This window comes from Variovorax soli, from assembly GCF_031454625.1.
GTDB lineage: Bacteria > Pseudomonadota > Gammaproteobacteria > Burkholderiales > Burkholderiaceae_C > Variovorax > Variovorax soli_A.
In genome coordinates this window covers 151,226-175,635 of record NZ_JAVDRF010000002.1, presented here as the reverse complement: position 1 = coordinate 175,635, position 24,410 = coordinate 151,226, and the positions used below count along the sequence as shown (strand labels likewise).

Below are 24,410 nucleotides of genomic sequence, written 5' to 3'. Positions count from 1 at the left end.
TTGCGCTGACCTTCGCTTCCCTTGGGGAAGCATTAGCTGGTTTGAGAAACCTTCCGCGACACGGCTGAACCGATTGGCGGATGCGACTGTGGCTGGGGAAGGGCCGGAGTACCCAGGGATTGTGCCATGGCAACGATGTGGCGCCGGAAACCGGCCGTACAAGCCCTTTGGTGGGTGGCCTCTGTCAGTGGGGGACGACCGCCTTCCTGACCTGCTGGAGAGCGCCGGGGTCCTCGATGGTGGTCAGGTCCCCGGGGTCGCGCCCCTCGCACACCGCCTGGATTGCCCGGCGCAGCAGCTTGCCGCTGCGGGTCTTGGGCAGCGCGCTGACGAAGTGCACGCGCGCCGGCCGGGCCAGCGCGCCGAGCTGGTCGGCCACCTGCTTCATCACCTCCCCTTCGAGCGTCAGGGCCGCCTGGGCGTCGCCGAGCACGGCCCCGTCCTTCGGCACCACGAAAGCCGTGGCCACCTGGCCCTTGAGCGCATCGGCCACGCCGACCACCGCCACCTCGGCGACCTGGGCATGGCCGGAGATGCTTTCCTCGATCTCGCGCGTGCCGAGGCGATGGCCGGCCACGTTGATCACGTCGTCGGTGCGCCCCAGGATGTAGTAGTAGCCGTCCTTGTCGCGGATGCCCCAGTCGAAGGTGGAATACACCAGCTTGCCCGGCACGCTCTTCCAGTAGGTGTTGATGAAGCGCTCGTCGTCGCGCCACACGGTTTGCATGAAGCCCGGCGGCGTCGGGCTTTCGATCACGACCACGCCCTTCTCGTTGGCGCCGGTCAGCTCCTCGCCGGTGGACTCGTTCAGGATCTTGACCTTGTAGCCATACATCGGGATGCCGGGGCTGCCGAACCTGCTGTCGGTGCGCTCCACGCCGTTGGCCACCGTGAGGATGGGCCACCCCGACTCCGTCTGCCAGTAGTTGTCGATGATGGGCACGCCCAGTCCCTCGCTGATCCAGCGCGCCGTGGGCTCGTCCAGCGGCTCGCCCGCGAGGAACAGCGCACGCAGGCTCGACAGGTCGTACTTGCCGAGCAGCGCCGGGTCCTGCTTCTTGAGCACCCGCACCGCCGTCGGCGCGCTGAACATCGCGGTGACCTTGTACTTCTCGACCAGCCGCCACCAGATCCCGCCGTCGGGCTGCCGGTCGAGCCCCTGCGTGGGCAGCCCCTCGTACATGATCGTCGCCATGCCCGCGATCAGCGGCCCATAGACGATGTAGCTGTGCCCCACCACCCAGCCGATGTCGCTGGTCGAGAAGTAGGTCTCGCCGGGCCTGCCGTCGAAGATGTGCTTCATGCTGGCAGCCAGTGCCACCGCGTAGCCGCCCGTGTCGCGCTGCACGCCTTTGGGCCGGCCGGTGGTGCCGCTGGTGTAGATGGTGTAGCTGATATCGGTGGCATCGAGCCAGGTGCAGGGGACCTGGGCGTCGCGGTGCTGCTCGATCAGGGGGGCGGCGAGATGGTCGCGGCCTTCCTTCAGGTCCATGGGCGCCAGGCCACGGTCGAAGAGCAGCACCGCTTCGGGCTGGTGCGTCGAAAGACGCATCGCCTCGTCCAGCAGCGGCTTGTAGGCGATCACCTTGCCGCCGCGCGATCCCGCGTCGGCGCTGACGATGACCTTGGGCGTCGCATCCTCGATGCGCGAAGCCAGCGAGGCGCTTGCGAAGCCGCCGAACACCACGCAGTGGATCGCCCCCAGCCGTACGCAGGCGAGCATGGTGAAAGCGGCCTCGGGAATCATCGGCATGTAGATCAGCACGCGATCGCCCTTCCCCACCCCCAGCGCCATGAGCGTGGCGGCGACGCGCTGCACCTCGGCGTGCAGTTCCCTGAAGCTGTAGGTCTTCTCGGTGCCGGTCTCGGTGGAGACCGCAATGAGCGCCGCCTGATCGCCGCGGGCCGCCAGATGCCGATCGACCGCGTTGTGGCAGAGGTTGGTGGTGCCGCCCGCGAACCAGCGCACGAACGGAGCGCGGCTCGTGTCGAGGATCTGGCCGGGTGGCGTTTTCCACTCGATCAGCTCGGCCTGCTCGGCCCAGAACGATTCTGGCGCTTCGATGGAACGGCGATAGAACTCTGCGTAGCGGCTCATGGACTTGTCTCCTGCCGGGTTGCGGCTCTGGAATAGAACTGAATTCGTATTCTGAGCGAGCCGCTTGCGGGAAGCTGACAGCTTGCCCCGGGCGGCGCCGCGACCATGATCCACATCAATAGAGGCGCGATGACCGTCGCCCTCGGCTGCACGGCTGTCACAAATGCTGGCGCCGGCACGTCTTATGGACAAGGACAGCGCATGGGGCGAGCGTCCGGCCATCGGAAAAGGAAAATGCTATGAAGATCGTCGTCATCGGCGGCAGCGGGCTCATCGGATCGAAGCTGGTGCAAAAGCTTCGTCAAAAGGGACACGAGGTCGTCGCCGCCTCGCCATCGACTGGGGTCAATGCCCTCACCGGCGAGGGATTGGCCGAGGCACTGAGGGGCGCGCAAGTCGTCGTCGATGTCGCGAACTCGCCCTCGTTCGAGGACACCGCGGTGATGAACTTCTTCGAGACCTCGGGGCGAAACCTCATGGCCGCCGAGCAGGTCGCGGGTGTCGAGCACCACATCGCCCTGTCGGTCGTGGGGACCGAACGGCTCCTCGCGAGCGGCTACTTCCGCGCCAAGATGGCGCAGGAGAAGCTGATCGAGGCATCGCCCATCCCCTACACCATCGTGCGCGCGACGCAATTCTTCGAGTTCGTCGCCAGCATCGCGCAGTCCGGCACCGAAGGCGACACGGTACGGATGCCTCCCTCGCTGATCCAGCCGATGGCGTCCGAGGACGTCGCCCAGGCGCTGTCGGAGATTGCGCTGGAACCGCCCGTCGGCGGGAGGGTGGAGATCGCGGGGCCCGTGGCGCTGGGGATGGACAAGCTGATCGATCAGTTCCTGCGCGGCACCGGTGACACGCGCCGCGTGGTGACCGATCCGAAGGCACTCTACTTCGGCACACCGGTCGACGACCGGTCGCTCACGCCGGGCAAGAACCCGCGCCTGGGCACGACGAGCTTCGCGCAGTGGCTCGAAACCGCCGGAAAAAAGCAATAGAGCGCGAGGGCGATCACTCGCGCGACGCGAGCTGATCGCGCACGGCGGTGACGTGATCACCGACCTTCGAAATCGCATCGCGCAGCGTCGCCTCGTTGCATCGAAGCTGCATGCACCAATACTGCGCTTCCACGGGGTCGTCGATGTGAATGCGGCCAGGATCGAGTGGTTTGAAATGGCTCAGATCTTCGGACATGCGTCCTCCTCGGTCGGGATGGGCGGACCTTTATAGGCTTCGGCGAGCCGATCTGCAAGGCGGGGGCGCGTGGGCTGGCCCGATGTCTCCCAGCCAGTCGAGCTGCGAGCCATGCAATCGGATCAGCCGGCCTTGGCGCGGGCGGACTTCCTCTGGCCCTCGGCGCGCGGCGTCTCGGCGCCCGCCGCGGCGCTGCGGGCGTTCGCCCGGTCGAGCCAGAGCAAGGCATCGACATGCGCCATGAAGCGGTGCAGGTACTCCGGCGACAGCTCGCGCATCAGCATGAGTGCGCGATGCACGAGGTGGTGCGAGTTGAGCGGGCCGGCGTTCTCCGGCACCGCCGCGAGGGTTTGCGTGAGCCGCCGGTCAGCGCTGAGCCTGGACCAGGTACTGCGGAAGTAGCGGAGCGTCTTCAGTTCGTGCGAGGAAGAGGACAAGCCGGGCACGGGACCGCTCGCCGCCGCGCCTTCCCCTTGCGCCGACGCAGGCCGGCCGATGGCGTCCACGAGCTCCGCGAGCGGCCCGCGAGTGGCTTGGGCTTTCCGCGCCGCGTCGGGCAAGCCTTCCGCGCCGGAGGCCTGGCCGGAATCGTCCGCGGTGTACGCGGCCAGCAGTTCGAGCAGCTTGCCGTCCAGGATGCGCCGGGCTTCGCCGTGGTGGGCGGCAGCCCGCCTCGCCAGCGTTTCGATGAAATGGAAGCGCACGGGGTCGCGCCGATGATCGCCACGCGCGCGGCAGGTTTCGATCATCGCGGCGGGGTCCATGCGGCTCGCCATGGTCCCGGCGCCGGAGCCTGGCATCGCTGGGCTACTCACGGGGCTTCGTGTCCGTGCCGGACTGCCTCGGCGTGGGTGCCATTTCCACGCGGCGGTTCCGGGCGCGTCCCTCGGCATCGGCATTCGACGCCACCGCCTGCTCGGAACCGAAAGCCGCAGCGAAGACCGAGGACGATGGAATGCCCTCCTCGATCAAGGCGCGCGTCACCGTCAGCGCCCGCTGGGCGGAGAGCTCCCAGTTGTCGGCGAATCGGCGATTGCCGTCCCGCAGCTGCCGGTCGTCGGTGAAGCCGCTCACCATCAGCACTTCGTCGCGGGCCTGCAGGTAGCTGGCCAGCGGTGCGCTCAGGCTCCGCAGCAGCTGCCGCCCTTCGGGCTGCAGTTCCGCGGAGCTGGAAGCGAACAGCACGCTGCCGTTGATGCCGATGCGCCCGTTGCTGAGCGTCACCCGGCCAGCGGCCAGCGGGACGGCCAGGGCCTTCTCGAGGGCTTGCAGCCGCTGCGCCTGCGCCTCCCGCTTCTTGATCTCGGCCTGCAACTGCGTCGTGAGTTCCAGCTGCATGCCGATCGCAAACACGAGGATCAGCACGAAGGCTCCGAGCAGCCCCGACATCAGGTCGCCGAAGACCGCCCAGACCGGCACGCCCGGCTCGGGGCCGGCGTCGATGTCGTCCCGCATCACGCCTCGCTGCCGGCGGGTGCACGCTCGATGGCGAGCTGCTGCAGGTCTTCGACGATCTGCTTCTGCGACATGATGCTCAGGTCGATGACCTCCCTCGCCTGCGCGACGTAGTAGGCCAGCTGCTCGTCGCTGCGCGCGATGGATTTGCCGAGCGCGCCTTCGATGCGCTGCAGGTGGGCCACCAGCTTGTCGTTCGATTGGCTGAACAGCTGCACGGCGAAACCGAAGGCCTCCCCCAGGCTCGCCACTTCGACGGCACTGCCGGTGAGCTGGGCGGCGACTTCGGCCATCTTCCCGGCTTGCGCATCGACCTTCTCGGTGAAGCCCGTGCCGACGCGCTCCAGCAGGTCCGCCGATGCGCCGACCAGCGCGTCGATCGCCGAGCGCTGTTCGGCGGAGGCATGGTTCACGGCATCGAGCAGGGTGCCCAGTGTTTCCAGGATGCGGCTGCGTTCCTCCAGCATCGCGTTGTCACGCGCCATGCCTTCGGAGACCTTCTGGCGCAGCTCGGCGATCACCTCGGCCGCGGCGCGCGGCGCTTCGGCGGCGGCCTGCACGAGCTGGGCGATTTCGGCCATGGTGCTGCTCGCCTGCGCCTCGGTTCGGGCGGAGATGTTGCGGGCGGTCTCTTCGAGCGTCTTGCAGATCTCCTGCTGCCGGCTCTCGGCGCGCGCGCCGGCCTGCTGCCATTCCTCGCCGAGCGACGCGGCCGTCGCCTCCAGCGCCTGCGTCCAGGCCGTGAGCCGCTGCGCGTCGCGCGATGCGATCTCCGTCTGCAGCGTCGCATGCGCCTGGTCCACCGTGCGCAGCAGCGAAGCCGCGTGCTGCCCGAAGGTGGCCGCGACCGCCGTCAGGGCCTGGTGCGTATCGCCCGACAGCTTCTCGCTGGCGCGCTCGTGCTGAGCGAGCGCGCTGCCCCACATGGTCGACATGCCGCTGGCCGTGCTCTCCAACCGGGCGGAAACGCCGTCCACCAGCGACGCCGAACGCTGCTCGAAGGTCTGGGCGAAGTGGTCGAGCGTGCTGCGCAGATCCTGCGACAGCGCCTCGCTCTCGCGCCGATGCCCGGCGAGCGCGTCCTGCCAGAGCGCCGCCACCGTGGCGGTGGTGGACTCGAAGCGGCTGGACAGCCCGTCCAGTTGCCGCTGCACGCTGTGCTCGATGGTGCCGTGCAGCGAAGCCGCCTCGCGCGCGATCCCGGCCATCGCGGCCTCGACGACTGGCTGGAAGGTCGCGCCCGCGATGCGGGCGCTTTCGGTCAGGCTCTCGTTGAGCGATCGGCCCACGGACGAAGCCAGGTCCGCGTAGGCCGCCTCGGCCTGGCTGTGGAAGCGGTCCTGGCCGGAGACCAGGCGCTCGTTCAAGGCGTGGCTTTGCCGTTCCATCATGGCCATCATGGCCTGCAGGCGATCCACCAGCTGGGGCATGCCCTCGACCTGCTGCTGCAGCAGCCTGAAGGACTCGTCGCGCTGATGGGCCCGCGACCAGGGCCGCAAAGTGGTGGCGATCCGCGTGTCGAGCATCTGCCCGGCCTGCACGCGCTCGCGCCGGCACAAGGCGGAGGCAAGGCCCAGCATCGCGGACGCGGCCACGCCGGCCACCGAGGTGCCGAAGGCCAGGCCCAGGCCCTTCACCGGGGCGGACAGGGAAGCGCGGATGGCCTGCAGGTCGCTCGCGCTTTCGAGTGCCACCCCGGTGCCGTTCAGCGTGACCACCATGCCGAGGAAGGTTCCGAGCATGCCCAGCAGGACCAGGAGCCCCGCGAGGTACGGCGTCAGGGCCGGCCCTGGCAGGCCGACGCGCTCGCCCTCGATGCGCAGGCGCACCGCGTTGCGCAGGGAAGGATGCAGTTGTTCGAGCCACTGGCCCAGGCTGGCCGGAGCATCGGGCAGGTCCGTCACGGCCCCTTGCAACGTGGAGGTGGCCTGGTGGAAGCGATGCAGTTCCAGCGCACCGACCAGGTAGAAGGCGCCGACGAGCACGGTGATCGCCAGCGCCAGCGGGTTGGCACCGATGTAACCCGCGGCGACCCAGCACACGGCGGCCAGGCCCACGAGGAAAACGAAGGGGTGAAGTGATCTGTTCATGAGCTCTTGCGAAGGGCTTCGAGCAGCCCTTCGACAGGTTCGAATCGAATATCCAGTTCGGCGAGCAGCACGCTTTGCATGTCCTTGCGGAACACGTCCTGCCACGCCATCTGCGGCGCCCCGCCCTCGGGCTCGTCCGGCGTTGCCTGGTGGGCTTGCCGCAGGCGCACGAAATGCTTCTCGAGCGGTCCGGGCACGGTCGACAGCAGGCTGCGCTCCTGCGCGCCCAGGGCCTGCTCCATCACGGCGTCGACGGCGGCGAGCTGTGCCATCGCCGGCGATCGGGCCGCCAGGCTCGCGCGCAGGCGCTCGCGCAGGGGGCCGAGGGCCATCTCCATCGTCTGCTGCCTCGCGAGGTAGTGCCGGCGGTACGGGGAGAAGCCGGCGGCCGTGTCCGTGCGTTCCTTCTCGGCGGCGAGAGCGCCGTCATCGGCGATGGCCTTCGCCAGGACGCCGCGCAGGCGGAGGCATTCGCCTTCCTCGCCGCCCTGGACGGCGCGAACGCTGGCCGGCACTGCTGCCGGGCCGCAGTTCAAGACCGCAGACAAGGAGATCGCGTCGGTCCAGCCGAGCCATTGGCTCAGTCGATCCGCGAAGGCATGCCGGGGTTCGGCAACGTCGATGTCGGCCAATCGGGCGAGCAAGCGAGTGAGCGCCGAGCCGGTGAAAGCTGTGCGCCGTGAAACTTGCGCCATACCGCCGGGTGAAAAACCTGGCAGTCTACACCGCTCGATCGCCGTGGCCGGCCGAGGACCGCGCCGCCTGCATGACGGCGTCCCAGAAGCGCTCTGCGGCCCTGGGGAGCTGTCCGGACGTGCGGAACAGGCGGATCTCCAGGTCCACATTCCATCGGCCCTCCCCGGCCGGCAGGAGCGTGCCTTGCGCCAGCTCGGCCTGGATCAGGCTGGCAGGCAGCCACGCGATGCCGCGGCCTTCGAGCGCCATGGTCTTGAGCACCGTGGCCAGGTGCGCGGTGAGCACCACCTGGGTCGCCAGCTCGTCGAGCCTGGCGCCGAGCACGCTGCGCATGATCCGGCCAAGACCGGATTCGGTGCTGTAGGCCAACAAGGGAACGCGCACCGATGCCGTGCCGCGCAGGGAATGAGCCGGCCCGCCGCGCTCGCCCGGTGCGCAGACCGGCATCAGCACGTCGGCGCCGACCACGCAGGAGGGAAAGCCGCCGGCCTCCAGCCGTCCGGGCGCCTGGGCATGCCCATGGCACAGCAGGAACTGCGTGCGGCCCTGCAGCATCAGCGCCTCGCATTGCTGCATCACGTCGGACACCAGTTGCATCGGACCCACCGGAGCCCCCGATTCCAGCCCGCGCAGCCACGCCGGCATGAAGGTCAGCGACAGGGCGTGCGTCGCGGCGATGCGCAGCGTGGCGGAACTCGCATCGGCGACGGCGCGCGCCTCGTCGGGCAGGCGCGCCACCCGTGCCAGCAGCTCCTGCGCGAGGGCGCGGAACCATTCGCCAGGCTCGGTGAGCGTCGCCGGATGGCTGGTGCGATCGATCAGCACGACGCCCAGCCACTCCTCCAGCGCGCGGATGCGCCGGCTGAAGGCGGGCTGGGTCATGTGCCGCTCCTCGGCGGCGCGGGAGAAATTGCCCGTCGCGGCCAGCGCGAGGAAGTCTTCGAGCCACAAGAAATTCATCGGCGGTGCTTTGGAGGCATACAAGAAGAGAAAACGGGCATTGGCCTTTGCCGCGCTGCGGGACGACCATTGCCTCCAGGAATTTTCAACCCAGGAGACATCATGCCGACCATCCAGAACTACCGCGGGATCATTCCCGCCATCGCCTGCCCCTTCACGCGTGACTTCCGCATCGACGAGGCCGAGCTGCGGCGCCACGCGTCCTGGCTGGCCGGGCAACCCGGCGTGGTGGCGGTGATGACCAACGGCCACACGGGCGAGGTGTTCTCGCTGACGGCGAAGGAGCGTGCCGAGGTCACCCGCATCGTCGCGAGCGAGCTCGAGGGCCGGCTGCCGGTGATCTCCTCGATCGTCTGCGAAGGCCTCCTGGAAGCCAAGGAGCACGCCAGCATGGCGCGCGACGCCGGCGCCCGCGCGCTCGACGTGATGCCGCCGCACCACTGGCTGCGCTTCGGCTTCCGCGCCGCGCATGTCACCGACTATTTCGAGGCGATCTCCGAAGCGGGCCTGGACCTGGTGGCGCACGTGTACCCGGCCTGGACCCGGGCCGCCTACTCGTCCGCGACTTTGGCCGAACTGGCGAAGCTGCCCTACGTGCAGGCCTTCAAGGTCGGCCAGCGGGACATGAACAAGTACGCCAGCGACATCAAGGCCATCCGCGAGGCAGACCCCTCCAAGTCGATCCTGACCTGCCACGACGAGTACCTGCTGGCCACCATGGTGCAGGGCGTGGACGGTGCGCTGGTCGGCTTCGCGACCTTCATCCCCAGCCTCATCAACGACCTCTGGGAGGCGGTGAAGGCCGGCGACCTGAAGAAGGCGATGAAGGTGCAGGCCCTGATCACGCCGCTGAAGGATGCGGTGTACGGCGGCGGCGAGCCGACGGGCGAAGCCCATGCGCGCATGAAGGCCGGGATGTACCTGGCCGGCGTGATCAAGGACCCGACGGCGCGCCCGCCGACCGAAGCGCCGAGCGAGGCCGAGATGCAGGCCTTGCGCGCGGCCCTCGACAACGCAGGCCTGCTGCAGCGCTGAGGACGACCGCCATGCAACGCAGAACCTTCGCGCGCTGCGCGCTCTCCGCCCTGCTGCTCGGCCTGGCCGGCGCCGCCGGTGCCCAGGCCTGGCCGTCCAAGCCCATCACGATGATCATTCCTTTCCCGCCCGGGGGCACGCTCGACACCGTCGGCCGCATGCTGGCGCAGAAGCTCGGCGAGCAGCTGGGCCAGAGCGTGGTGGTCGACAACCGCGCGGGCGCCGGGGGCGCCATCGGCTCCGCGGCCGTGGCCCGCGCGGCACCGGACGGCTACACGCTGCTGTTCAGCCCCTCGACATTCACGACCACGCCGATGGTGGTCAAGTCGACACCTTATGACGTCAACAAGGACTTCCAGCCGGTCGCGCTGGTGGCGAAGGCGCCGCTGTCGATCGCGGTCAACAAGAACCTGCCGGTGAACGACCTCCAGGGGTTGATCGCGCATGCGAAGGCCCACCCCGGCAAGCTCACGTTCGCCATCGGCTCCTCGGCCTCGGCGGGGCACCTGTCGACCGAGCTGCTCAAGCGCGCGAGCGGCATCGACTACCTGGTCGTGCCGTACAAGGGCTCGGGGCCCGCCTACCAGGACCTGATCGGCGGACAGATCGACGGCTTCGTCGATCCGGTGCTGGGCTCGGCGCAGTACGCGAAGAGCGGCATGCTGAAGGTGCTCGCCGTGACCTCGAAGTCGCGCATCCCGAACATGCCCAACACGCCGACCGTCGGCGAGACGCTGCCGGGCTACGAGTTCTACAGCTGGTACGGCCTGTGGGCGCCCGCGAAGATGCCGCAGGAGATCGCGCAGCGCCTGAATGCCGAGGTCAACAAGGCGCTGAACGCCCCCGACATCAAGGACAAGCTCACCGTCCAGGGCCTGCTGCTGACGCCGGGCAGCATCGCCGACTTCGCCGCCTTCCAGAAAGAAGACATGGCGCGCTCGGCCAAGATCATTTCGGAGGCGAGCATCCGTGCCGAATAGTCCGCACGTCCTGGTGACCGGGACCAGCTCCGGCATCGGCCTGGCGATCGCGCAGGCCTTGCTGGCGGGCGGCTGGCGGGTCACGGGCTTCGATCGATCGGCGCCGGCGATCGCCGAGCCTGCGTTCACGGCCGTCGAGGTCGACCTCGCAGATGCCGCAGCGACCGACGCGGCGGCACGGCAAGCGGCCGGCGTCACGGCCTTCGTCCACGCGGCCGGGGTGCTGCGCGTCGGCGCCCTGGGCAGCCTGGACCTGTCCGAGGGCGAGCTGATGTGGCGCCTGCACGTCGACGCCGCCACGCGCATCGCCAACGCGCTGCTGCCGGTCATGGCCGCCGCGGGCCATGGCCGCGTCGTCCTCGTCGGCAGCCGCGTGGCGCAGGGCAAGGCCGGCCGCAGCCAGTACGCCGCCTCGAAGGCCGCGCTGGTGGCGCTCGCGCGCAGCTGGGCCGCTGAAACGGCCGCGCGCGGAGTGACCGTCAACGTCGTCTCGCCGGCGGCGACACAGACGGCGATGACCTCCGACCCTTCGCGCGCCGCGGAAGCGCCGGTGCTGCCGCCGATCGGCCGGCTCATCCGGCCGGACGAGATCGCCGCGCTGGTCGCGTTCCTCCTCTCCCCGCAGGCCGGCGCCATCACCGGCCAGGAGATCCAGATCTGCGGCGGCTCCTCGCTGCCGCGCTAACCCTGCATTCACACCGAGTTCCACCATGAAGATCGTCGACATCAAGGAAGAGACCAAGCCCATCAAGTCCAACATCCGCAACGCCTACATCGACTTCTCGAAGATGACCCTGAGCCTCGTGGCCGTGGTCACCGACGTGATCCGCGACGGCAAGCCGGTGGTGGGCTACGGCTTCAATTCGAACGGCCGCTACGGCCAGGGCTCGCTGATCCGCGAGCGCTTCCGGCCGCGCGTGCTGGAAGCCGATCCGGCCTCGCTGGTCGACGACCAGCGCGACAACCTCGATCCCCACAAGATCTGGGCCACGATGATGACCAACGAGAAGCCCGGCGGGCACGGCGAGCGCTCGGTCGCGGTCGGCACCATCGACATGGCGGTCTGGGACGCCGTGGCCAAGATCGAGCAGAAGCCGCTCTACCAGTTGCTGGCCGAGCGCTACGGCAGCGGCAAGCCCGACCGCAAGGTCTTCGTCTACGCCGCCGGCGGCTACTACTGGCCGGGCCAGGGGCTGGAGGGCCTGGAGCGCGAGATGCGCAGCTACCTGGACCGCGGCTACTCGGTGGTCAAGAAAAAGATCGGCGGCGCCTCGCTCGCCGAGGACTGCCGGCGCATCGAGGCAGTGCTCAGGCTGCTGGGGCCGGGACAGAAGCTGGCGGTGGATGCCAATGGCCGCTTCGACCTCAAGACCGCGGTCGAGTACGCGAAGGCGCTGTCGGCCTACGACCTGTTCTGGTACGAGGAGGCGGGCGATCCGCTGGACTACGCGCTGCAGGCCGAGCTCGCCCGGCATTACGAGGGCCCCATGGCCACGGGCGAGAACCTGTTCTCGATGCAGGACGCGCGCAACCTGATCCGCTATGGCGGCATGCGGCCGGACCGCGACTACCTGCAGTTCGACTGCGCGCTCAGCTACGGCCTCGTCGAGTACCTGCGCACGCTGGACATGCTCAAGGAGAACGGCTGGTCGCCCTCGCGCTGCGTGCCGCACGGCGGCCACCAGATGTCGCTCGCGATCGCGGCCGGGCTGGGCCTGGGGGGCAACGAGTCCTACCCCGACCTGTTCCAGCCCTATGGCGGCTTTCCGGACGGTGTCCGGGTCGACAACGGCTACGTGGTGCTGCCCGAGCTGCCGGGCATCGGCTTCGAGGGCAAGGCGGACCTCTATGCGGAGATGAAGCGGCTGGCCTCCTGAAGAAGGTGCGGGCCAACCGCAAGGGCCATCGATCGGCTTCGGCAGACCGTTCGGCCGGCGTCGAATTTGGATGACACCGCTGGGGCAGGGATGAGCGCATCGTCAGGGCTCCGTTCACTCGCGCGAGGTGATGCCATGCCCAAGCATCGTGGATCCGGACAAGCGCTGCGCCGCATCGGGGCGCAGGTGGCGATGGTGCTCGGGGTCGTGGCCCTGCAGCCGGCCGTGGCCGAACCCATCTTCAAGTGCGGCAAGGCCTACACCAACGTGCCGGCCGATGCCGGACCCGGCAAGGCGCGCTCCGGCGACTGCGTGCTGGTCGAGCCCGGCGGCCGGGCCAGGGGAAAGAACGAGAACATCTCGCTCGACGGATCGAATCAGATCACCGTGCCGGTCGGCCAGGACGGTCGCTTCTGGATTCGCGGCACGGTCAACGGCTTCCCGGTTCAGTTCGTGATCGACCGCACGGCGACGGTCAGCGCCGGCGTCGCCGTGAGCGAGGACTTCGCAGCCCGGGCGAACCTGATCGGCGGTACGCCGGCTTACATCCAGACAACCACGGGCGCCGGCACGGATGCGCGCCGCATCGAGCGGGTGCCCATGACCTTCGGGCCGTTCCGGATCCAGCAGGCGACGGTGGTGGTGGGCCCGCTGGGCGGCAAGTCGCGACGGACGCGGTGCTCGGCCCGGAACTGCTCTCGCTCTTCGACGTCACGGCCAACGACCGCGAGCTGACCATCGTCGGCAAGTAGCGGCGGCGATGGACGGCCCGCTCAGCCGCCGGCGATGCGGCTCACCAGCGCCTTGGTGAAGGCCGCTGTCCCGGCGCTGCCGCCCAGGTCGCCGGTGCGCACCTTGTCGATGTTGAGCGTCTCGTCGATGGCCTTGCGCAGGCGCGTGGCCAGCGCCGGCAGCTGGCAATGGTCGAGCATCAATGCGGCCGCCAGCAGCAGCGCCGTGGGATTCGCGATGCCCTTGCCGGCGATGTCCGGCGCCGAGCCGTGCACCGCCTCGAAGATGGCTGCACGCGCGCCGATGTTGGCGCCCGGCGCCATGCCCAGGCCGCCAACCAGCCCGGCGACCAGGTCGGACAGGATGTCGCCGAAGAGATTGGTCGTGACCAGCATGTCGAACTGCCAGGGATTGAGCACCAGTTTCATCGCGCAGGCGTCGATGATGACCGTGTCGAGCTCGAACTTGCCCTTGTACTCGCGCTCGTAGAGCTCGAGCCCCGTCTCCAGGAAGATGCCGGTCAGCGCCTTCATGATGTTCGCCTTGTGCACGAGCGTGACCTTCTTGCGGCCGGTCGCGACGGCGGTGTCGAAAGCGAATTCGAGTACGCGCCGGCTGCCCTGGCGCGTGTTGATGCCGGTGGCCATCGCCACCGCGTGCGGATCGCCGCCGATGGGCACGTAGTGCTCGTGGCCGATGTAGAGGCCCTCGAGGTTTTCGCGGACCACCACCAGGTCGATGTTGTCGAAGCGGCCGCCCGGGATGATGGTGCGCGCCGGGCGCAGGTTGGCATAGAGCTCGAACTCCTCGCGCAAGCGGACGTTCGACGAGCGATAACCGCCGCCGGAGGGCGTTTCCAGAGGCCCCTTCAACGCGAGGTGCGTGCGGTGGATGCTCTGCAGCGTCGCTGCCGGCAAGGGGTCGCCCGCCTGCTGCACACCGGCCAGGCCGGCCACCTGGCGATCCCATTCGAAGGGCGCGCCCAGGGCGTCGAGGGCGGCGAGCGTGGCGTCGACGATCTCGGGTCCGATGCCGTCCCCGGCGATCAGTGTTGCGGGAATGGCAGCGGACATGGGGGGCTCCAGGGTGTTGAAAAGCGCTCGATTTCGTGGCGCGGACCGGGCGATTATCGGCGGACAATCCAGGCCCTTCCCTCCTCGAACGTGCCGCCGCAAACACCATGACCCGACTTGACGACCCTCTTCACGATGCCGAGATCGGCTCCCGCGACAGCACGCTCGACACCACCCGCATCGACGACGTGCGCATCGGCGCCGTCCGCCCCTTGATCACGCCTGCGCTGCTGCAGGAGCGCGTTCCGGTGCGCGACGACACGCTCGCGCTGGTCGAGGCCAGCCGCGCCGCGATCGCCGACGTGCTGCACGGCCGCGACGACCGGCTGGTGGTGGTGGTCGGGCCCTGCTCGATCCACGACCACGAGCAGGCGCTCGAATACGGGCAGCGGCTCAAGGCCGTGGCCGACGAGCTGCACGAGGACCTGCTGATCGTGATGCGCACCTACTTCGAGAAGCCGCGCACCACCGTCGGCTGGAAGGGCTACATCAACGACCCGCATCTGGACGGCAGCTTCGCGATCAACGAAGGACTGGAGCGCGCGCGGCGCCTGCTGCTGGCGCTGACGACGATGGGCCTGCCGACCGGCACCGAATTCCTCGACCTGCTGAGCCCGCAGTTCATCGCCGACCTGATCGCCTGGGGCGCCATCGGCGCACGGACGACGGAGAGCCAGAGCCACCGCCAGCTGGCCTCGGGGCTGAGTTGCCCGGTGGGCTTCAAGAACGGCACCGACGGCAGCATCAAGGTCGCGGCCGACGCCATCCTCGCCGCGCGGGCGCCGCACGCCTTCATGGGCATGACCAAGATGGGCATGGCCGCGATCTTCGAGACCCGCGGCAACGACGACTGCCATGTCATCCTTCGCGGGGGCAAGACGCCCAACTACGCGGCCGCGGACGTGGCCGCGACCTGCGAGGCGCTGCGCGCGCTGGGTCTGCGCGAGCAGGTGATGATCGATGTCTCCCACGGCAACAGCAGCAAGCAGCATCGGCGGCAGATCGACGTCGCCGACGACGTGGCCGGGCAGATCGCCGCCGGCGAGCGGCGCATCGCCGGGGTGATGATCGAGAGCCACCTGGAGGAAGGCCGGCAGGACCTGGTGCCGGGCGTGCCGCTGAAGCACGGCATCTCGGTCACCGATGCGTGCATCGGCTTTGCGCAGACAGTGCCGGTGCTGCAGGGCCTGGCCGCGGCGGTGCGGGCGCGGCGGCGGGTCTAGCGAATCAGCGCCAGCACGTCCTTGAAGCGCGGGTGTTCCGCGCTGCGCAGCCATTCGAAGCCGACCATCTCGGTGGTCACCAGCTCCGCGCCCGCGCCGGCCAGCCGATCGAAGGCGGCATCGCGATTGCGCTCGGTGCGGGAGCTGCAGGCATCGGTCACCACCCAGACTTCGAATTCTTCCTCGAGCAGGTCCAGGGCCGTTTGCAGCAGGCAGACGTGGGCCTCGCAGCCGGCGATGACGATCGTGTTGCGCGCTTCGGCGGGCTGCTGCGCCTTCTGCAGATGCCTCGGCAGGCTGCGCGCATTGCCCTGGGGCGCCTTGGGCGGCGCGCGCAGCCAGTCGGCCAGGCCTTCTTCCACGGCGCTGAATTGCATCTTGGACAGGGTGCGCTGACAAAGCGCACGCAGTTCGGAAACGTTCTCGCCGAGCTTCGAAGGGTTCTCCTCGGTGCCGAAGACCGGAACCTCCAGCAGGCGCGCCATCTGGCCCAGTCGCACGGCATTCGCGAGCACGGCCTGGGCCTCGAAGATGGCGGGCATGAGCCGCTGCTGGTAGTCGACCAGGACCAGTTGGGATTGCGAGGCGTCGAGCAGCATGGGGAGCGGGTCTTTCGGGGAGGCGGGGAGATGGGGGCAAGCCTTCGACCCTACCACCGAACCGATCGGCCAGATCGCGTTCGCTGGGTTCGATTCAATCCGGCCGCAGGCGGATCAGCTTGCCGTCCGACTCGTCGGTCAGCACGTAGAGCAGCCCATCCGGCCCCTGCTTGACGTCGCGGATGCGAGCCCGGCCCTCCTCCAGCAAGCGGTGCTCCGCCACGACCTTGCCGTCGCGCAGCTCGATGCGGTCGAGGTAGCCGAACTTCAGGGAGCCCACGAACAGGTTGCCCTTCCAGGCCGCACCGTAGCGGTCGCTGGTGAGAAATGCCATGCCCGAGGGGGCGATCGAAGGCACCCAGTAATGCAGCGGCTGCTCCATGCCCTCCTTGCGCGTGAGGCCCTCGCCGATCTTGCCGCCGCCGTAGTTCTCGCCGTAGGTGATCACCGGCCAGCCGTAGTTGTGTCCGGCCTGCGGGATGTTGATCTCGTCGCCGCCCTGCGGGCCGTGCTCGTGCATCCACAGCTTGCCATCGGGCGCCAGCGTCGCGCCCTGGCTGTTGCGGTGCCCGTAGCTCCAGATCTCGGGCAATGCGCCAGGCCGGCCGACGAAGGGGTTGTCCGCGGGCGCGGTGCCGTCCTTGGCGATGCGCACCAGCTTGCCCAGGTGGTTGTCGAGCTTCTGGGCATCCTCCTTGCGGCTGAAGCGCTCGCCCAGCGTCAGGAACAGGGTGCCGTCCCGGGCCTCGACGATGCGGCAGCCGAAGTGGTTGCGGCTGACCACCTTGGGACGTTGGCTGAAGATGATCCGCAGGTTTTCGAGGCGGCTGCCATCGGCGGAAAGCTGCGCGCGCGCCAGCGCGGTGCCGTTGGCGGGACCGCCCGCCTCGGGCTGGGAAAAACAGAAGTAGAGGGTGCGGTTCTTCTCGAAGTCCGAATCCGCCAGCACATCCAGCAGGCCGCCCTGACCACCAGCCGCCACCGGCGGAACTCCGGCCAGGGGCGCACCCAGGCTGCCGTCGGCGCTCACCAGCCGCATGCGGCCGGCCTTCTCGGTGACAAGGAAGCGGCCGTCGGGAAGAAAGGCCACCCCCCAAGGATTTTCAAGGCCCGAAGTGACCACCTCCGGCCGCGGGGCCGCGGCGACGATGCTCGAAGCAGCCAGAACGCCAAGAAACAGAAGCGCGTTGCGCGAGGACGGTGAATGCATGGCAATCCTTTTGGAACACGCTGCTAGAAAAAATTCGTACAACGGTCGCGAGTCATTTCAAAACTTTTGGATTACAGAGTTGCAGAAACTTATTGCCCATAACTTGAACTTTACAATTTAAGCAATTCGCGCCCTTGAAAAGATCAAGCGCGACAACGAGTTACATGCATAATCGCCACTTCGCGCGAAATTGACACCGGTTTTTGTCGTCCATATCCTACGCGCCATGCGATTTTTCCTCCTGCCCGCCTGCCTCCTGTTTGCCTTCGCCGCCCACGCGGCGCCGCAGCTGGACGGCCCGGAAGACACTCCGACATCCGACAAGGGCCTGCTCAGCCAGTTCCACCAGGTTCGCCAGACGGTGGTGGCTCGCACCTCCGATCTCGTCGTCACCGCCATCGGCTTCCTGGGCGTGCCCTACAAGCATGGCGGCAACACGGCGGAAACCGGCTTCGACTGCAGCGGCTTCGTCCGCGCGATGTACAACCAGACCGTGGGCCACCTGCTTCCGCGCCGCGCCGAGGAGCAGGCCGCCGCCACCCAGAAGATCGATCGCAGCGAGCTCAAGCCGGGGGACCTGGTTTTCTTCAATACCATGCGGCGGGCCTTCAGCCATGTCGGCATCTATGTCGGCGATGGCAAGTTCATCCACGCGCCGCGAACCGGCGCCGAGGTCCGGGTCGAGGACATGAATGGCAGCTACTGGCAGCGGCGCTTCAACGGCGCCCGACGTGTGCTGTCTGCCCAGGACGACGGCAAGAGCATCTCGGGCGAATAAGCGCAGCGCACGCCTTCCAACAAAAAACCCGCCGCGGCGGGTTTTTTGCTGGAAGCGCGGTCGTCGGTCAGCTGCGCTTGACCGGCGGAAGGTCCGTGCAACTGCCGTGCGCGGCCTCGGCGGCCAGGCCGATGCTCTCGCCCAGCGTCGGGTGCGGGTGAATGGTCTTGCCGATGTCGATCGCGTCGGCGCCCATCTCGATCGCCAGCGCGATCTCCCCGATCATGTCGCCCGCGTGCGTGCCCACGATGCCGCCGCCGACGATACGGTGCGACTCCTTGTCGAACAGCAGCTTGGTAAAGCCTTCGTCGCGGCCATTGGCGATCGCCCGGCCCGATGCTGTCCAGGGGAACAAACCCTTCTCGATTTTCACGCCCTCGGCCTTGGCCTGGTCTTCAGTCAGGCCGACCCAGGCCACCTCGGGATCGGTGTAGGCGACGCTCGGAATCACGCGGGCATTGAAGGCCGCTCGCGCGAGCTCGTTGTCGCCCTTCTGCTCGCCGGCAATGACTTCGGCCGCGACGTGCGCCTCATGCACCGCCTTGTGCTCCAGCATGGGCTGGCCCACGATGTCGCCGACGGCGAAGATGTGCGGCACGTTGGTGCGCATCTGGATATCGACCGGAATGAAGCCGCGGTCGCTGACGGCCACGCCGGCCTTCTCGGCGCCGATCTTCTTGCCGTTGGGACTGCGGCCGACGGCCTGCAGCACCAGGTCGTACAGCTGCGGCTCCTTCGGCGCCTGCTCGCCTTCAAACATCACGCGAATGCCATCCTTCGTGGCCTCGGCGCCCACCGTCTTGGTCTTGAGCATGATGTTGTCGAAACGCGGCGCGTTGAGCTTCTGCCAGACCTTGACCAGGTCGCGGTCGGCGCCGGTCATCAGCCCGTCGAGCATCTCGACCACGTCAAGCCGCGCGCCCAGCGTGGAGTACACCGAGCCCATCTCGAGGCCGATGATGCCGCCGCCCAGGATCAGCATGCGCTTGGGCTCGACGCCCAGTTCCAGTGCGCCGGTGGAGTCGACGACGCGCGGGTCCTTCGGCATGAAGGGCAGGTGCACGGCCTGCGAGCCGGCCGCAATGATGCAGTGACGGAACTTGACTGTCTTTGCACTGCCGGTCGCGTCCTTGCCGTCGCCAGAGGTTTCCTGCACCTTGACGTGGTACGCATCGACGAACTCGCCGATGCCGCGCACGGTGGTCACCTTGCGCATCTTCGCCATCGCGGCAAGGCCCCCGGTGAGCTTGCCCACCACCTTGTTCTTGCGCGCCAGCAGCTTGCTGCGGTCGATCACCGGGTCGTTGTAGGCGACGCCGAAGTCGGCGAAATGCTTGACCTCGTCGATCACTGCCGCGACGTGCAGCAGCGCCTTGGACGGAATGCAGCCGACGTTGAGGCAGACGCCGCCCAGGGTGGCATAGCGCTCCACCAGCACGACCTTGAGGCCCAGGTCCGCGGCACGAAAGGCGGCGGAGTAGCCGCCTGGGCCGGCGCCCAGCACCAGCAGGTCGCACTCGAGATCGACGCCGCCCGTATAGCTCGAGGCGGCGGCAGGCGCCGGCGGGGGAGGCGCAGCAGGCTTGGGCGCGGACGCAGCCGGCGCTGGCGCAGCGGGCGCGGGCGCCGGTGCAGCCGCGCCGGTCTCGGCGGCATCCACCGTCAGCACGACCGAGCCTTCGCTCACCTTGTCGCCGACCTTCACCGCCACCGACTTCACGACGCCGGCATGCGAGGACGGGATCTCCATCGAGGCCTTGTCGGACTCGACCGTGATCAGCGACTGTTCGACCTTGATGGTGTCGCCCGCCTTGACGAGCACCTCGATGACCGCGACCTCGGAGAAGTCGCCGATGTCCGGAACCTTGACTTGCACTTCGCTCATGGTCGGCACCTCAGAGAAGGACACGGCGGAAGTCCGCGAGGACCTGACCGAGGTAGGCGTTGAAGCGCGCGGCGGAGGCGCCGTCGATCACGCGGTGGTCGTACGAGAGCGACAGCGGCAGTGTCAGCCGCGGCACGAACTGCTTGCCGTCCCAGACGGGCTTCATCGCGCTCTTCGAGAGCCCGAGGATCGCGACCTCCGGCGCGTTGATGATCGGCGTGAAATGCGTACCGCCGATGCCGCCCAGCGAGCTGATCGAGAAGCAGCCGCCGGTCATGTCGGCCGCGCCCAGCTTGCCGTCGCGGGCCTTCTTCGCCAGCTCGCCCATCTCCTGGCTGATCTGCAGCACGCCCTTCTTGTCGGCGTCGCGCAGCACCGGCACCACCAGGCCGTTCGGCGTGTCGGCGGCGAAGCCGACGTGGTAGTACTGCTTGTAGACGAGCTGGTCGCCGTCCATGCTGGTGTTGAACTCGGGGAACTTCTTCAGGGCCGAGACCACGGCCTTGATCACGAAGGCCAGCATGGTCACCTTGACGCCGGACTTCTCGTTCTCCTTGTTGGTGGAGACGCGGAAGGCTTCGAGCTCGGTGATGTCGGCCTCGTCGTTGTTGGTGACGTGGGGGATCATCACCCAGTTGCGGTGCAGGTTGGCGCCGCTGATCTTCTTGATGCGCGACAGGTCCTTGCGCTCGACGGGGCCGAACTTGGTGAAGTCGACCTTGGGCCAGGGCAGCAGGCCCAGCGCTTCACCGCCGCCGCCTGCCGGCGCCTTGGCGGCGGCGGCCTTGGTGCTGGTCGCGCCGCTCATCACCGCGCGGGTGAAGTTCTGCACGTCCTCCTGCGTGATGCGGCCCTTTTGCCCGCTGCCCTTGACCTCCTCGAGCGGCACGCCGAGCTCGCGCGCGAACTTGCGCACCGAGGGCGAGGCATGAGGGAGATTGCCGGAAGGCGCCACGGTCGGATCGTGCGCGGGCGCAGCTGCCGGCGCGGGCGCCGAGGCCTGCGCCGCCGAAGCTGCCGCAGCCGGTGCACCCGCCGGTGCCGCGGCCGGTGCCGATGCCGCGGCCGGTGCCGCTGCAGGTGCTGCAGCCGCAGCGCCGCCCGCGGAACCTTCGAGGATCGCGACCAGGTCACCGACGTTGACCTTGTCGCCGACCTTGACCTTGAGCTCCTTCAGCACGCCGGCCGCCGAAGAAGGGATCTCCATCGAGGCCTTGTCCGACTCGACCGTGATGAGCGACTGCTCTTCCTTGATGGCGTCGCCCGGTTTCACCAGCACCTCGATGACGGCGACGTCCTTGAAGTCGCCGATATCGGGCACCTTGACCTCGACCGGCCCCGTGGCGGCGGGCGGGGCCGCAACGGGCGCCGCTGCAGGTGCAGCGGCCGCAGGCGCCGGTGCCGCAGCGGCCGGCGCGGTTGCGGGCGCAGGCGCGGCAGCCGCGCCCTCGCCTTCCAGCACCAGCACGACCGAGCCTTCGCTGACCTTGCTGCCGACGCCGACCTTGAGTTCCTTCACCACGCCGGCAGCGCTCGACGGGATTTCCATCGAGGCCTTGTCCGATTCCACCGTGATCAGCGACTGCTCGGCCTTCACCGTGTCGCCGACTTTCACCAGCACTTCGATCACCGCGACTTCGTCGAAATCGCCGATGTCCGGCACCTTCACTTCCACTGTAGCCATGTCGTCTCTCCCGCCCTAGAGGCGCAGTTGGTTGTTGATGTTGTTCAGGCGTAGAGCGGATTGATCTTGTCGACGTTGATGCCGTACTTCTTGATCGCTTCCGCCACCTTCGCGGCAGGCATCGCGCCATCGTCGGCCAGCGCCTTGAGCGCTGCCACCACGATGTAGTGGCGATTCACCTCGAAGTGCTCGCGCAGCTTGCTGCGGAAGTCGCTGCGGCCGAAGCCGTCGGTGCCCAGCACGCGGTAGCTCCGGCCCTTCGGGATGAAGGGACGGATCTGCTCGGCGTAGGCCTTCATGTAGTCGGTCGAGGCGACGACCGGGCCGGTCGTCTTGGACAGCTGCTCGGCCACGAAGGACACGCGCGGCGCCTCGGTCGGGTGCAGCAGGTTCCAGCGGTCGGCCTCCTGGCCGTCGCGCGTCAGCTCGTTGAAGCTCGGGCAGCTCCACACCGACGCGGCGACGCCCCAGTCCTGCTCGAGCAGCTCCTGGGCCGCGACACTCTCGCGCAGGATGGTGCCACTGCCCAGCAGCTGCACCGCCGGCGCTTCCTTGCCCTTGGCAGCCTTGACCGAGGGCGCCTGCCTGCACAGGTACATGCCCTTGATGATCTGCTCCTCGGTGCCGGGCTGCAGGCCGGGCATCGCGTAGTTCTCGTTGAGCAGGGTCAGGTAGTAGTAGACGTTGTCCTGCTTCTCCACCATTCGCTTCAGGCCGTGGTGCAGGATCACGCCGACCTCGTGCGCGAAGGTCGGGTCGTAGCTCACGCAGTTCGGGATGGTGTTGGCCAGGATGTGGCTGTGGCCGTCCTCGTGCTGCAGGCCCTCGCCGTTGAGCGTGGTGCGCCCGGAGGTGCCGCCCAGCAGGAAGCCGCGCGCCTGCATGTCGCCGGCGGCCCAGGCCAGGTCGCCGATGCGCTGGAAGCCGAACATCGAGTAGTACACGTAGAACGGCACCATGATGCGGTTGTTGGTGCTGTACGACGTCGCCGCCGCGATCCAGCTCGCCATGCCGCCGGCCTCGTTGATGCCTTCCTGCAGGATCTGGCCGCTCTTGTCTTCCTTGTAGTACATGACCTGGTCCTTGTCGACCGGGGTGTACTGCTGGCCATCGGGGTTGTAGATGCCGACCTGGCGGAACAGGCCTTCCATGCCGAAGGTGCGGGCCTCGTCGACCAGGATCGGCACCACGCGCGGGCCCAGCGCCTTGTCGCGCAGCAGCTGCGTGAGGAAGCGCACGTACGCCTGCGTGGTCGAGATCTCGCGGCCCTCGGCCGTGGGCTCCAGCACCGCCTTGAAGGCGTCGAGCGCAGGCACGGTGAAGCTCTCGTCCGCCTTGACGCGGCGGTGCGGCAGGTAGCCGCCCAGCGCCTTGCGGCGCTCGTGCAGGTACTTCATTTCCGGCGTGTCGTCGGCCGGCTTGTAGAAGGGCAGGTCAGCGAGCTGGCTGTCGGGGATCGGGATGTTGAAGCGGTCGCGGAAGGCCTTGATGTCCTCTTCGCCGAGCTTCTTGGTCTGGTGCACCGTGTTCTTGCCTTCGCCGATCTTGCCCATGCCGAAGCCCTTGACGGTCTTGATCAGGAGCACCGTCGGCTGCCCGGTGTGGTTGACGGCCGCATGAAAGGCCGCATAGACCTTCTGGGAATCGTGACCGCCGCGCCGCAGGCTCCAGATGTCCGCGTCACTCATCTTGGAGACCAGCTCCAGCGTGCGCGGGTCGCGGCCGAAGAAATGCTTGCGCACATAGGCGCCGTCGTTGGCCTTGAACGACTGGTAGTCGCCGTCGTTCGTCTCCATCATGACCTTGCGCAGCGCCCCGTCCTTGTCGCGCGCCAGCAGCGGATCCCAGTTGCTGCCCCACAGCAGCTTGATCACATTCCAGCCGGAGCCGCGGAACTCGCCCTCCAGCTCCTGGATGATCTTGCCGTTGCCGCGCACGGGGCCGTCCAGTCGCTGCAGATTGCAGTTGATCACGAAGATCAGGTTGTCCAGGCGCTCGCGCGCGGCCAGGCCGATGGCGCCGAGCGACTCGACCTCGTCCATTTCGCCGTCACCGCAGAACACCCAGACCTTGCGGTTCTCGGTATTGGCGATGCCCCGCGCATGCAGGTACTTGAGAAAGCGCGCCTGGTAAATCGCCATCAGGGGGCCCAGGCCCATCGAGACGGTGGGGAACTGCCAGAACTGGGGCATCAGCTTCGGATGGGGGTAGCTCGACAGGCCCTTGCCGTCGACCTCCTGGCGGAAATTGAGCAGCTGCTCCTCGCTCAGGCGGCCTTCGAGGTAGGCCCGCGCATAGATGCCGGGCGAGACATGGCCCTGGATGTAGAGGCAGTCGCCGCCATGGTTCTCGCTTTCGGCATGCCAGAAGTGGTTGAAGCCGGCGCCGAACATGTTGGCGAGCGATGCGAAGGAGCCGATGTGGCCGCCCAGGTCTCCCCCCTCGGGCGGATGGTGGCGATTGGCCTTCACCACCATGGCCATGGCGTTCCAGCGCATGTAGGCGCGCAGGCGCTCCTCGATCTCCAGGTTGCCGGGGCAGCGCTCTTCCTGGTCCGGCTCGATCGTGTTGACGTAGGCGGTGTTGGCTGAAAAGGGCTTGTCGATGCTGTTCTGGCGCGCGTGTTCCAGCAGCTGTTCGAGCAGGAAGTGCGCGCGGTCCGCCCCCTCGCTCTGAATCACGGCGGACAGGGCGTCCATCCACTCGCGGGTTTCCTGGGCGTCCGTGTCGTTCGCAGCGGAACCGAATCGGTTCTCGGGAATTGCCGACATGCTTGTCTCCTTTTTTGAGGGGGTGTGGCTGGGTAATTTAGTGCCGGATCCGGCAGCGCGCGGAGTTTCTCAC

General features: G+C 68.1%; 21 protein-coding genes. 8 read left to right on the top strand and 13 right to left on the bottom strand.

Annotated features, from left to right (window positions below; translation table 11 throughout):
* Positions 1-184 precede the first annotated feature (184 nt).
* Positions 185-2,098, bottom strand: coding sequence for a propionate--CoA ligase (locus J2739_RS04685; protein ID WP_309899058.1), 1,914 nt, complete (start codon positions 2,096-2,098; stop codon positions 185-187).
* Positions 2,099-2,337: 239 nt separating this feature from the next.
* Between J2739_RS04685 and J2739_RS04680 the strand changes: the two genes are divergently transcribed.
* Positions 2,338-3,093: an SDR family oxidoreductase gene (locus J2739_RS04680; RefSeq protein WP_309899056.1), complete on the top strand. Its 756-nt coding sequence runs from the start codon at positions 2,338-2,340 to the stop codon at positions 3,091-3,093.
* A gap of 13 nt (positions 3,094-3,106) precedes the next feature.
* Here J2739_RS04680 and J2739_RS04675 read toward each other — a convergent pair whose 3' ends face one another.
* The 6 genes from J2739_RS04675 to J2739_RS04650 form a co-directional block, all read right to left on the bottom strand.
* A complete protein-coding gene (locus J2739_RS04675) occupies positions 3,107-3,289 on the bottom strand; it encodes a DUF3606 domain-containing protein (RefSeq protein WP_309899055.1) in 183 nt (60 codons plus the stop codon).
* 122 nt (positions 3,290-3,411) lie between these two features.
* On the bottom strand, positions 3,412-4,053 hold the full coding sequence (locus J2739_RS04670; RefSeq protein ID WP_309899053.1) for a DUF2894 domain-containing protein: 642 nt from the start codon (positions 4,051-4,053) through the stop codon (positions 3,412-3,414).
* A 43-nt stretch (positions 4,054-4,096) separates the two neighbouring features.
* Positions 4,097-4,744, bottom strand: coding sequence for an OmpA family protein (locus J2739_RS04665; protein WP_309899051.1), 648 nt, complete (start codon positions 4,742-4,744; stop codon positions 4,097-4,099).
* Positions 4,744-6,834, bottom strand: a complete 2,091-nt coding sequence (locus J2739_RS04660; RefSeq protein WP_309899048.1) for a DUF802 domain-containing protein — start codon at positions 6,832-6,834, stop codon at positions 4,744-4,746. The genes J2739_RS04665 and J2739_RS04660 overlap by 1 nt, the downstream gene beginning before the upstream one ends.
* Positions 6,831-7,529, bottom strand: coding sequence for a DUF3348 domain-containing protein (locus J2739_RS04655; protein WP_309899046.1), 699 nt, complete (start codon positions 7,527-7,529; stop codon positions 6,831-6,833). Before J2739_RS04655 ends, J2739_RS04660 begins: the two co-directional genes overlap by 4 nt.
* A gap of 25 nt (positions 7,530-7,554) precedes the next feature.
* Positions 7,555-8,490, bottom strand: coding sequence for a LysR family transcriptional regulator (locus tag J2739_RS04650; protein WP_309899044.1), 936 nt, complete (start codon positions 8,488-8,490; stop codon positions 7,555-7,557).
* A gap of 102 nt (positions 8,491-8,592) precedes the next feature.
* Between J2739_RS04650 and J2739_RS04645 the strand changes: the two genes are divergently transcribed.
* The 5 genes from J2739_RS04645 to J2739_RS04625 all read left to right on the top strand — a co-directional run bounded on the left by J2739_RS04645 (position 8,593) and on the right by J2739_RS04625 (position 13,117).
* Positions 8,593-9,525, top strand: a complete 933-nt coding sequence (locus J2739_RS04645; RefSeq protein ID WP_309899042.1) for a dihydrodipicolinate synthase family protein — start codon at positions 8,593-8,595, stop codon at positions 9,523-9,525.
* An 11-nt stretch (positions 9,526-9,536) separates the two neighbouring features.
* Positions 9,537-10,505 (top strand): Bug family tripartite tricarboxylate transporter substrate binding protein, encoded by a 969-nt coding sequence (locus J2739_RS04640; protein ID WP_309899040.1) that lies wholly within the window; start codon positions 9,537-9,539, stop codon positions 10,503-10,505.
* Positions 10,495-11,190 carry an SDR family NAD(P)-dependent oxidoreductase gene (locus J2739_RS04635; RefSeq protein WP_309899038.1) on the top strand — a complete coding sequence of 232 codons (696 nt, stop codon included), beginning with the start codon at positions 10,495-10,497 and terminating at the stop codon, positions 11,188-11,190. Before J2739_RS04640 ends, J2739_RS04635 begins: the two co-directional genes overlap by 11 nt.
* Positions 11,191-11,215: 25 nt before the next feature.
* Positions 11,216-12,382: a mandelate racemase/muconate lactonizing enzyme family protein gene (locus J2739_RS04630; RefSeq protein WP_309899036.1), complete on the top strand. Its 1,167-nt coding sequence runs from the start codon at positions 11,216-11,218 to the stop codon at positions 12,380-12,382.
* 135 nt (positions 12,383-12,517) lie between these two features.
* Complete coding sequence (locus J2739_RS04625) at positions 12,518-13,117, top strand: aspartyl protease family protein (RefSeq protein ID WP_309899034.1); 600 nt, start codon at positions 12,518-12,520, stop codon at positions 13,115-13,117.
* A gap of 38 nt (positions 13,118-13,155) precedes the next feature.
* Here the strand turns inward: J2739_RS04625 and J2739_RS04620 are convergent, their stop codons facing one another.
* Positions 13,156-14,187 carry an isocitrate/isopropylmalate dehydrogenase family protein gene (locus J2739_RS04620; protein WP_309899032.1) on the bottom strand — a complete coding sequence of 344 codons (1,032 nt, stop codon included), beginning with the start codon at positions 14,185-14,187 and terminating at the stop codon, positions 13,156-13,158.
* A 107-nt stretch (positions 14,188-14,294) separates the two neighbouring features.
* Here J2739_RS04620 and J2739_RS04615 point away from each other — a divergent pair, with 107 nt between their 5' ends.
* Entirely contained in the window at positions 14,295-15,410 is a 1,116-nt protein-coding gene (locus tag J2739_RS04615; RefSeq protein ID WP_309899030.1) for a 3-deoxy-7-phosphoheptulonate synthase, read from the top strand.
* Here J2739_RS04615 and J2739_RS04610 read toward each other — a convergent pair.
* Both J2739_RS04610 and J2739_RS04605 read right to left on the bottom strand, forming a co-directional pair.
* Positions 15,407-16,009 carry an isochorismatase family protein gene (locus J2739_RS04610; RefSeq protein WP_309899028.1) on the bottom strand — a complete coding sequence of 201 codons (603 nt, stop codon included), beginning with the start codon at positions 16,007-16,009 and terminating at the stop codon, positions 15,407-15,409. The two genes, J2739_RS04615 and J2739_RS04610, sit on opposite strands and share 4 nt — an antisense overlap.
* A 94-nt stretch (positions 16,010-16,103) precedes the next feature.
* Complete coding sequence (locus tag J2739_RS04605; protein WP_309899026.1) at positions 16,104-17,219, bottom strand: PQQ-dependent sugar dehydrogenase; 1,116 nt, start codon at positions 17,217-17,219, stop codon at positions 16,104-16,106.
* A 226-nt stretch (positions 17,220-17,445) separates the two neighbouring features.
* On the opposite strand from J2739_RS04605, the gene J2739_RS04600 reads away from it, so the two are divergent.
* On the top strand, positions 17,446-17,997 hold the full coding sequence (locus J2739_RS04600) for a C40 family peptidase (protein WP_309899024.1): 552 nt from the start codon (positions 17,446-17,448) through the stop codon (positions 17,995-17,997).
* A gap of 67 nt (positions 17,998-18,064) precedes the next feature.
* On the opposite strand, the gene lpdA is transcribed toward J2739_RS04600, so the two are convergent.
* Genes lpdA through aceE form a run of 3 tightly spaced genes read right to left on the bottom strand, consistent with a single transcriptional unit; the run spans position 18,065 to position 24,337 of the window.
* Positions 18,065-19,882: a dihydrolipoyl dehydrogenase gene (lpdA, locus tag J2739_RS04595; RefSeq protein ID WP_309899022.1), complete on the bottom strand. Its 1,818-nt coding sequence runs from the start codon at positions 19,880-19,882 to the stop codon at positions 18,065-18,067.
* 10 nt (positions 19,883-19,892) lie between these two features.
* On the bottom strand, positions 19,893-21,566 hold the full coding sequence (aceF, locus tag J2739_RS04590; protein WP_309899020.1) for a dihydrolipoyllysine-residue acetyltransferase: 1,674 nt from the start codon (positions 21,564-21,566) through the stop codon (positions 19,893-19,895).
* Between the two features lie 44 nt (positions 21,567-21,610).
* Complete coding sequence (gene aceE, locus J2739_RS04585) at positions 21,611-24,337, bottom strand: pyruvate dehydrogenase (acetyl-transferring), homodimeric type (RefSeq protein WP_309899018.1); 2,727 nt, start codon at positions 24,335-24,337, stop codon at positions 21,611-21,613.
* Positions 24,338-24,410: the final 73 nt, after the last annotated feature.

Excerpts from the sequence above, each read along its gene's own strand:
- J2739_RS04685 (WP_309899058.1), bottom strand. The coding sequence starts at position 2,098 with ATGAGCCGCTACGCAGAGTTCTATCGCCGTTCCATCGAAGCGCCAGAA.
- J2739_RS04680 (WP_309899056.1), top strand. The coding sequence starts at position 2,338 with ATGAAGATCGTCGTCATCGGCGGCAGCGGGCTCATCGGATCGAAGCTG.
- J2739_RS04675 (WP_309899055.1), bottom strand. The coding sequence starts at position 3,289 with ATGTCCGAAGATCTGAGCCATTTCAAACCACTCGATCCTGGCCGCATT.
- J2739_RS04670 (WP_309899053.1), bottom strand. The coding sequence starts at position 4,053 with ATGGACCCCGCCGCGATGATCGAAACCTGCCGCGCGCGTGGCGATCAT.
- J2739_RS04665 (WP_309899051.1), bottom strand. The coding sequence starts at position 4,744 with ATGCGGGACGACATCGACGCCGGCCCCGAGCCGGGCGTGCCGGTCTGG.
- J2739_RS04660 (WP_309899048.1), bottom strand. The coding sequence starts at position 6,834 with ATGAACAGATCACTTCACCCCTTCGTTTTCCTCGTGGGCCTGGCCGCC.
- J2739_RS04655 (WP_309899046.1), bottom strand. The coding sequence starts at position 7,529 with ATGGCGCAAGTTTCACGGCGCACAGCTTTCACCGGCTCGGCGCTCACT.
- J2739_RS04650 (WP_309899044.1), bottom strand. The coding sequence starts at position 8,490 with ATGAATTTCTTGTGGCTCGAAGACTTCCTCGCGCTGGCCGCGACGGGC.
- J2739_RS04645 (WP_309899042.1), top strand. The coding sequence starts at position 8,593 with ATGCCGACCATCCAGAACTACCGCGGGATCATTCCCGCCATCGCCTGC.
- J2739_RS04640 (WP_309899040.1), top strand. The coding sequence starts at position 9,537 with ATGCAACGCAGAACCTTCGCGCGCTGCGCGCTCTCCGCCCTGCTGCTC.
- J2739_RS04630 (WP_309899036.1), top strand. The coding sequence starts at position 11,216 with ATGAAGATCGTCGACATCAAGGAAGAGACCAAGCCCATCAAGTCCAAC.
- J2739_RS04625 (WP_309899034.1), top strand. The coding sequence starts at position 12,518 with ATGCCCAAGCATCGTGGATCCGGACAAGCGCTGCGCCGCATCGGGGCG.
- J2739_RS04620 (WP_309899032.1), bottom strand. The coding sequence starts at position 14,187 with ATGTCCGCTGCCATTCCCGCAACACTGATCGCCGGGGACGGCATCGGA.
- J2739_RS04615 (WP_309899030.1), top strand. The coding sequence starts at position 14,295 with ATGACCCGACTTGACGACCCTCTTCACGATGCCGAGATCGGCTCCCGC.
- J2739_RS04610 (WP_309899028.1), bottom strand. The coding sequence starts at position 16,009 with ATGCTGCTCGACGCCTCGCAATCCCAACTGGTCCTGGTCGACTACCAG.
- J2739_RS04605 (WP_309899026.1), bottom strand. The coding sequence starts at position 17,219 with ATGCATTCACCGTCCTCGCGCAACGCGCTTCTGTTTCTTGGCGTTCTG.
- J2739_RS04600 (WP_309899024.1), top strand. The coding sequence starts at position 17,446 with ATGCGATTTTTCCTCCTGCCCGCCTGCCTCCTGTTTGCCTTCGCCGCC.
- lpdA (WP_309899022.1), bottom strand. The coding sequence starts at position 19,882 with ATGAGCGAAGTGCAAGTCAAGGTTCCGGACATCGGCGACTTCTCCGAG.
- aceF (WP_309899020.1), bottom strand. The coding sequence starts at position 21,566 with ATGGCTACAGTGGAAGTGAAGGTGCCGGACATCGGCGATTTCGACGAA.
- aceE (WP_309899018.1), bottom strand. The coding sequence starts at position 24,337 with ATGTCGGCAATTCCCGAGAACCGATTCGGTTCCGCTGCGAACGACACG.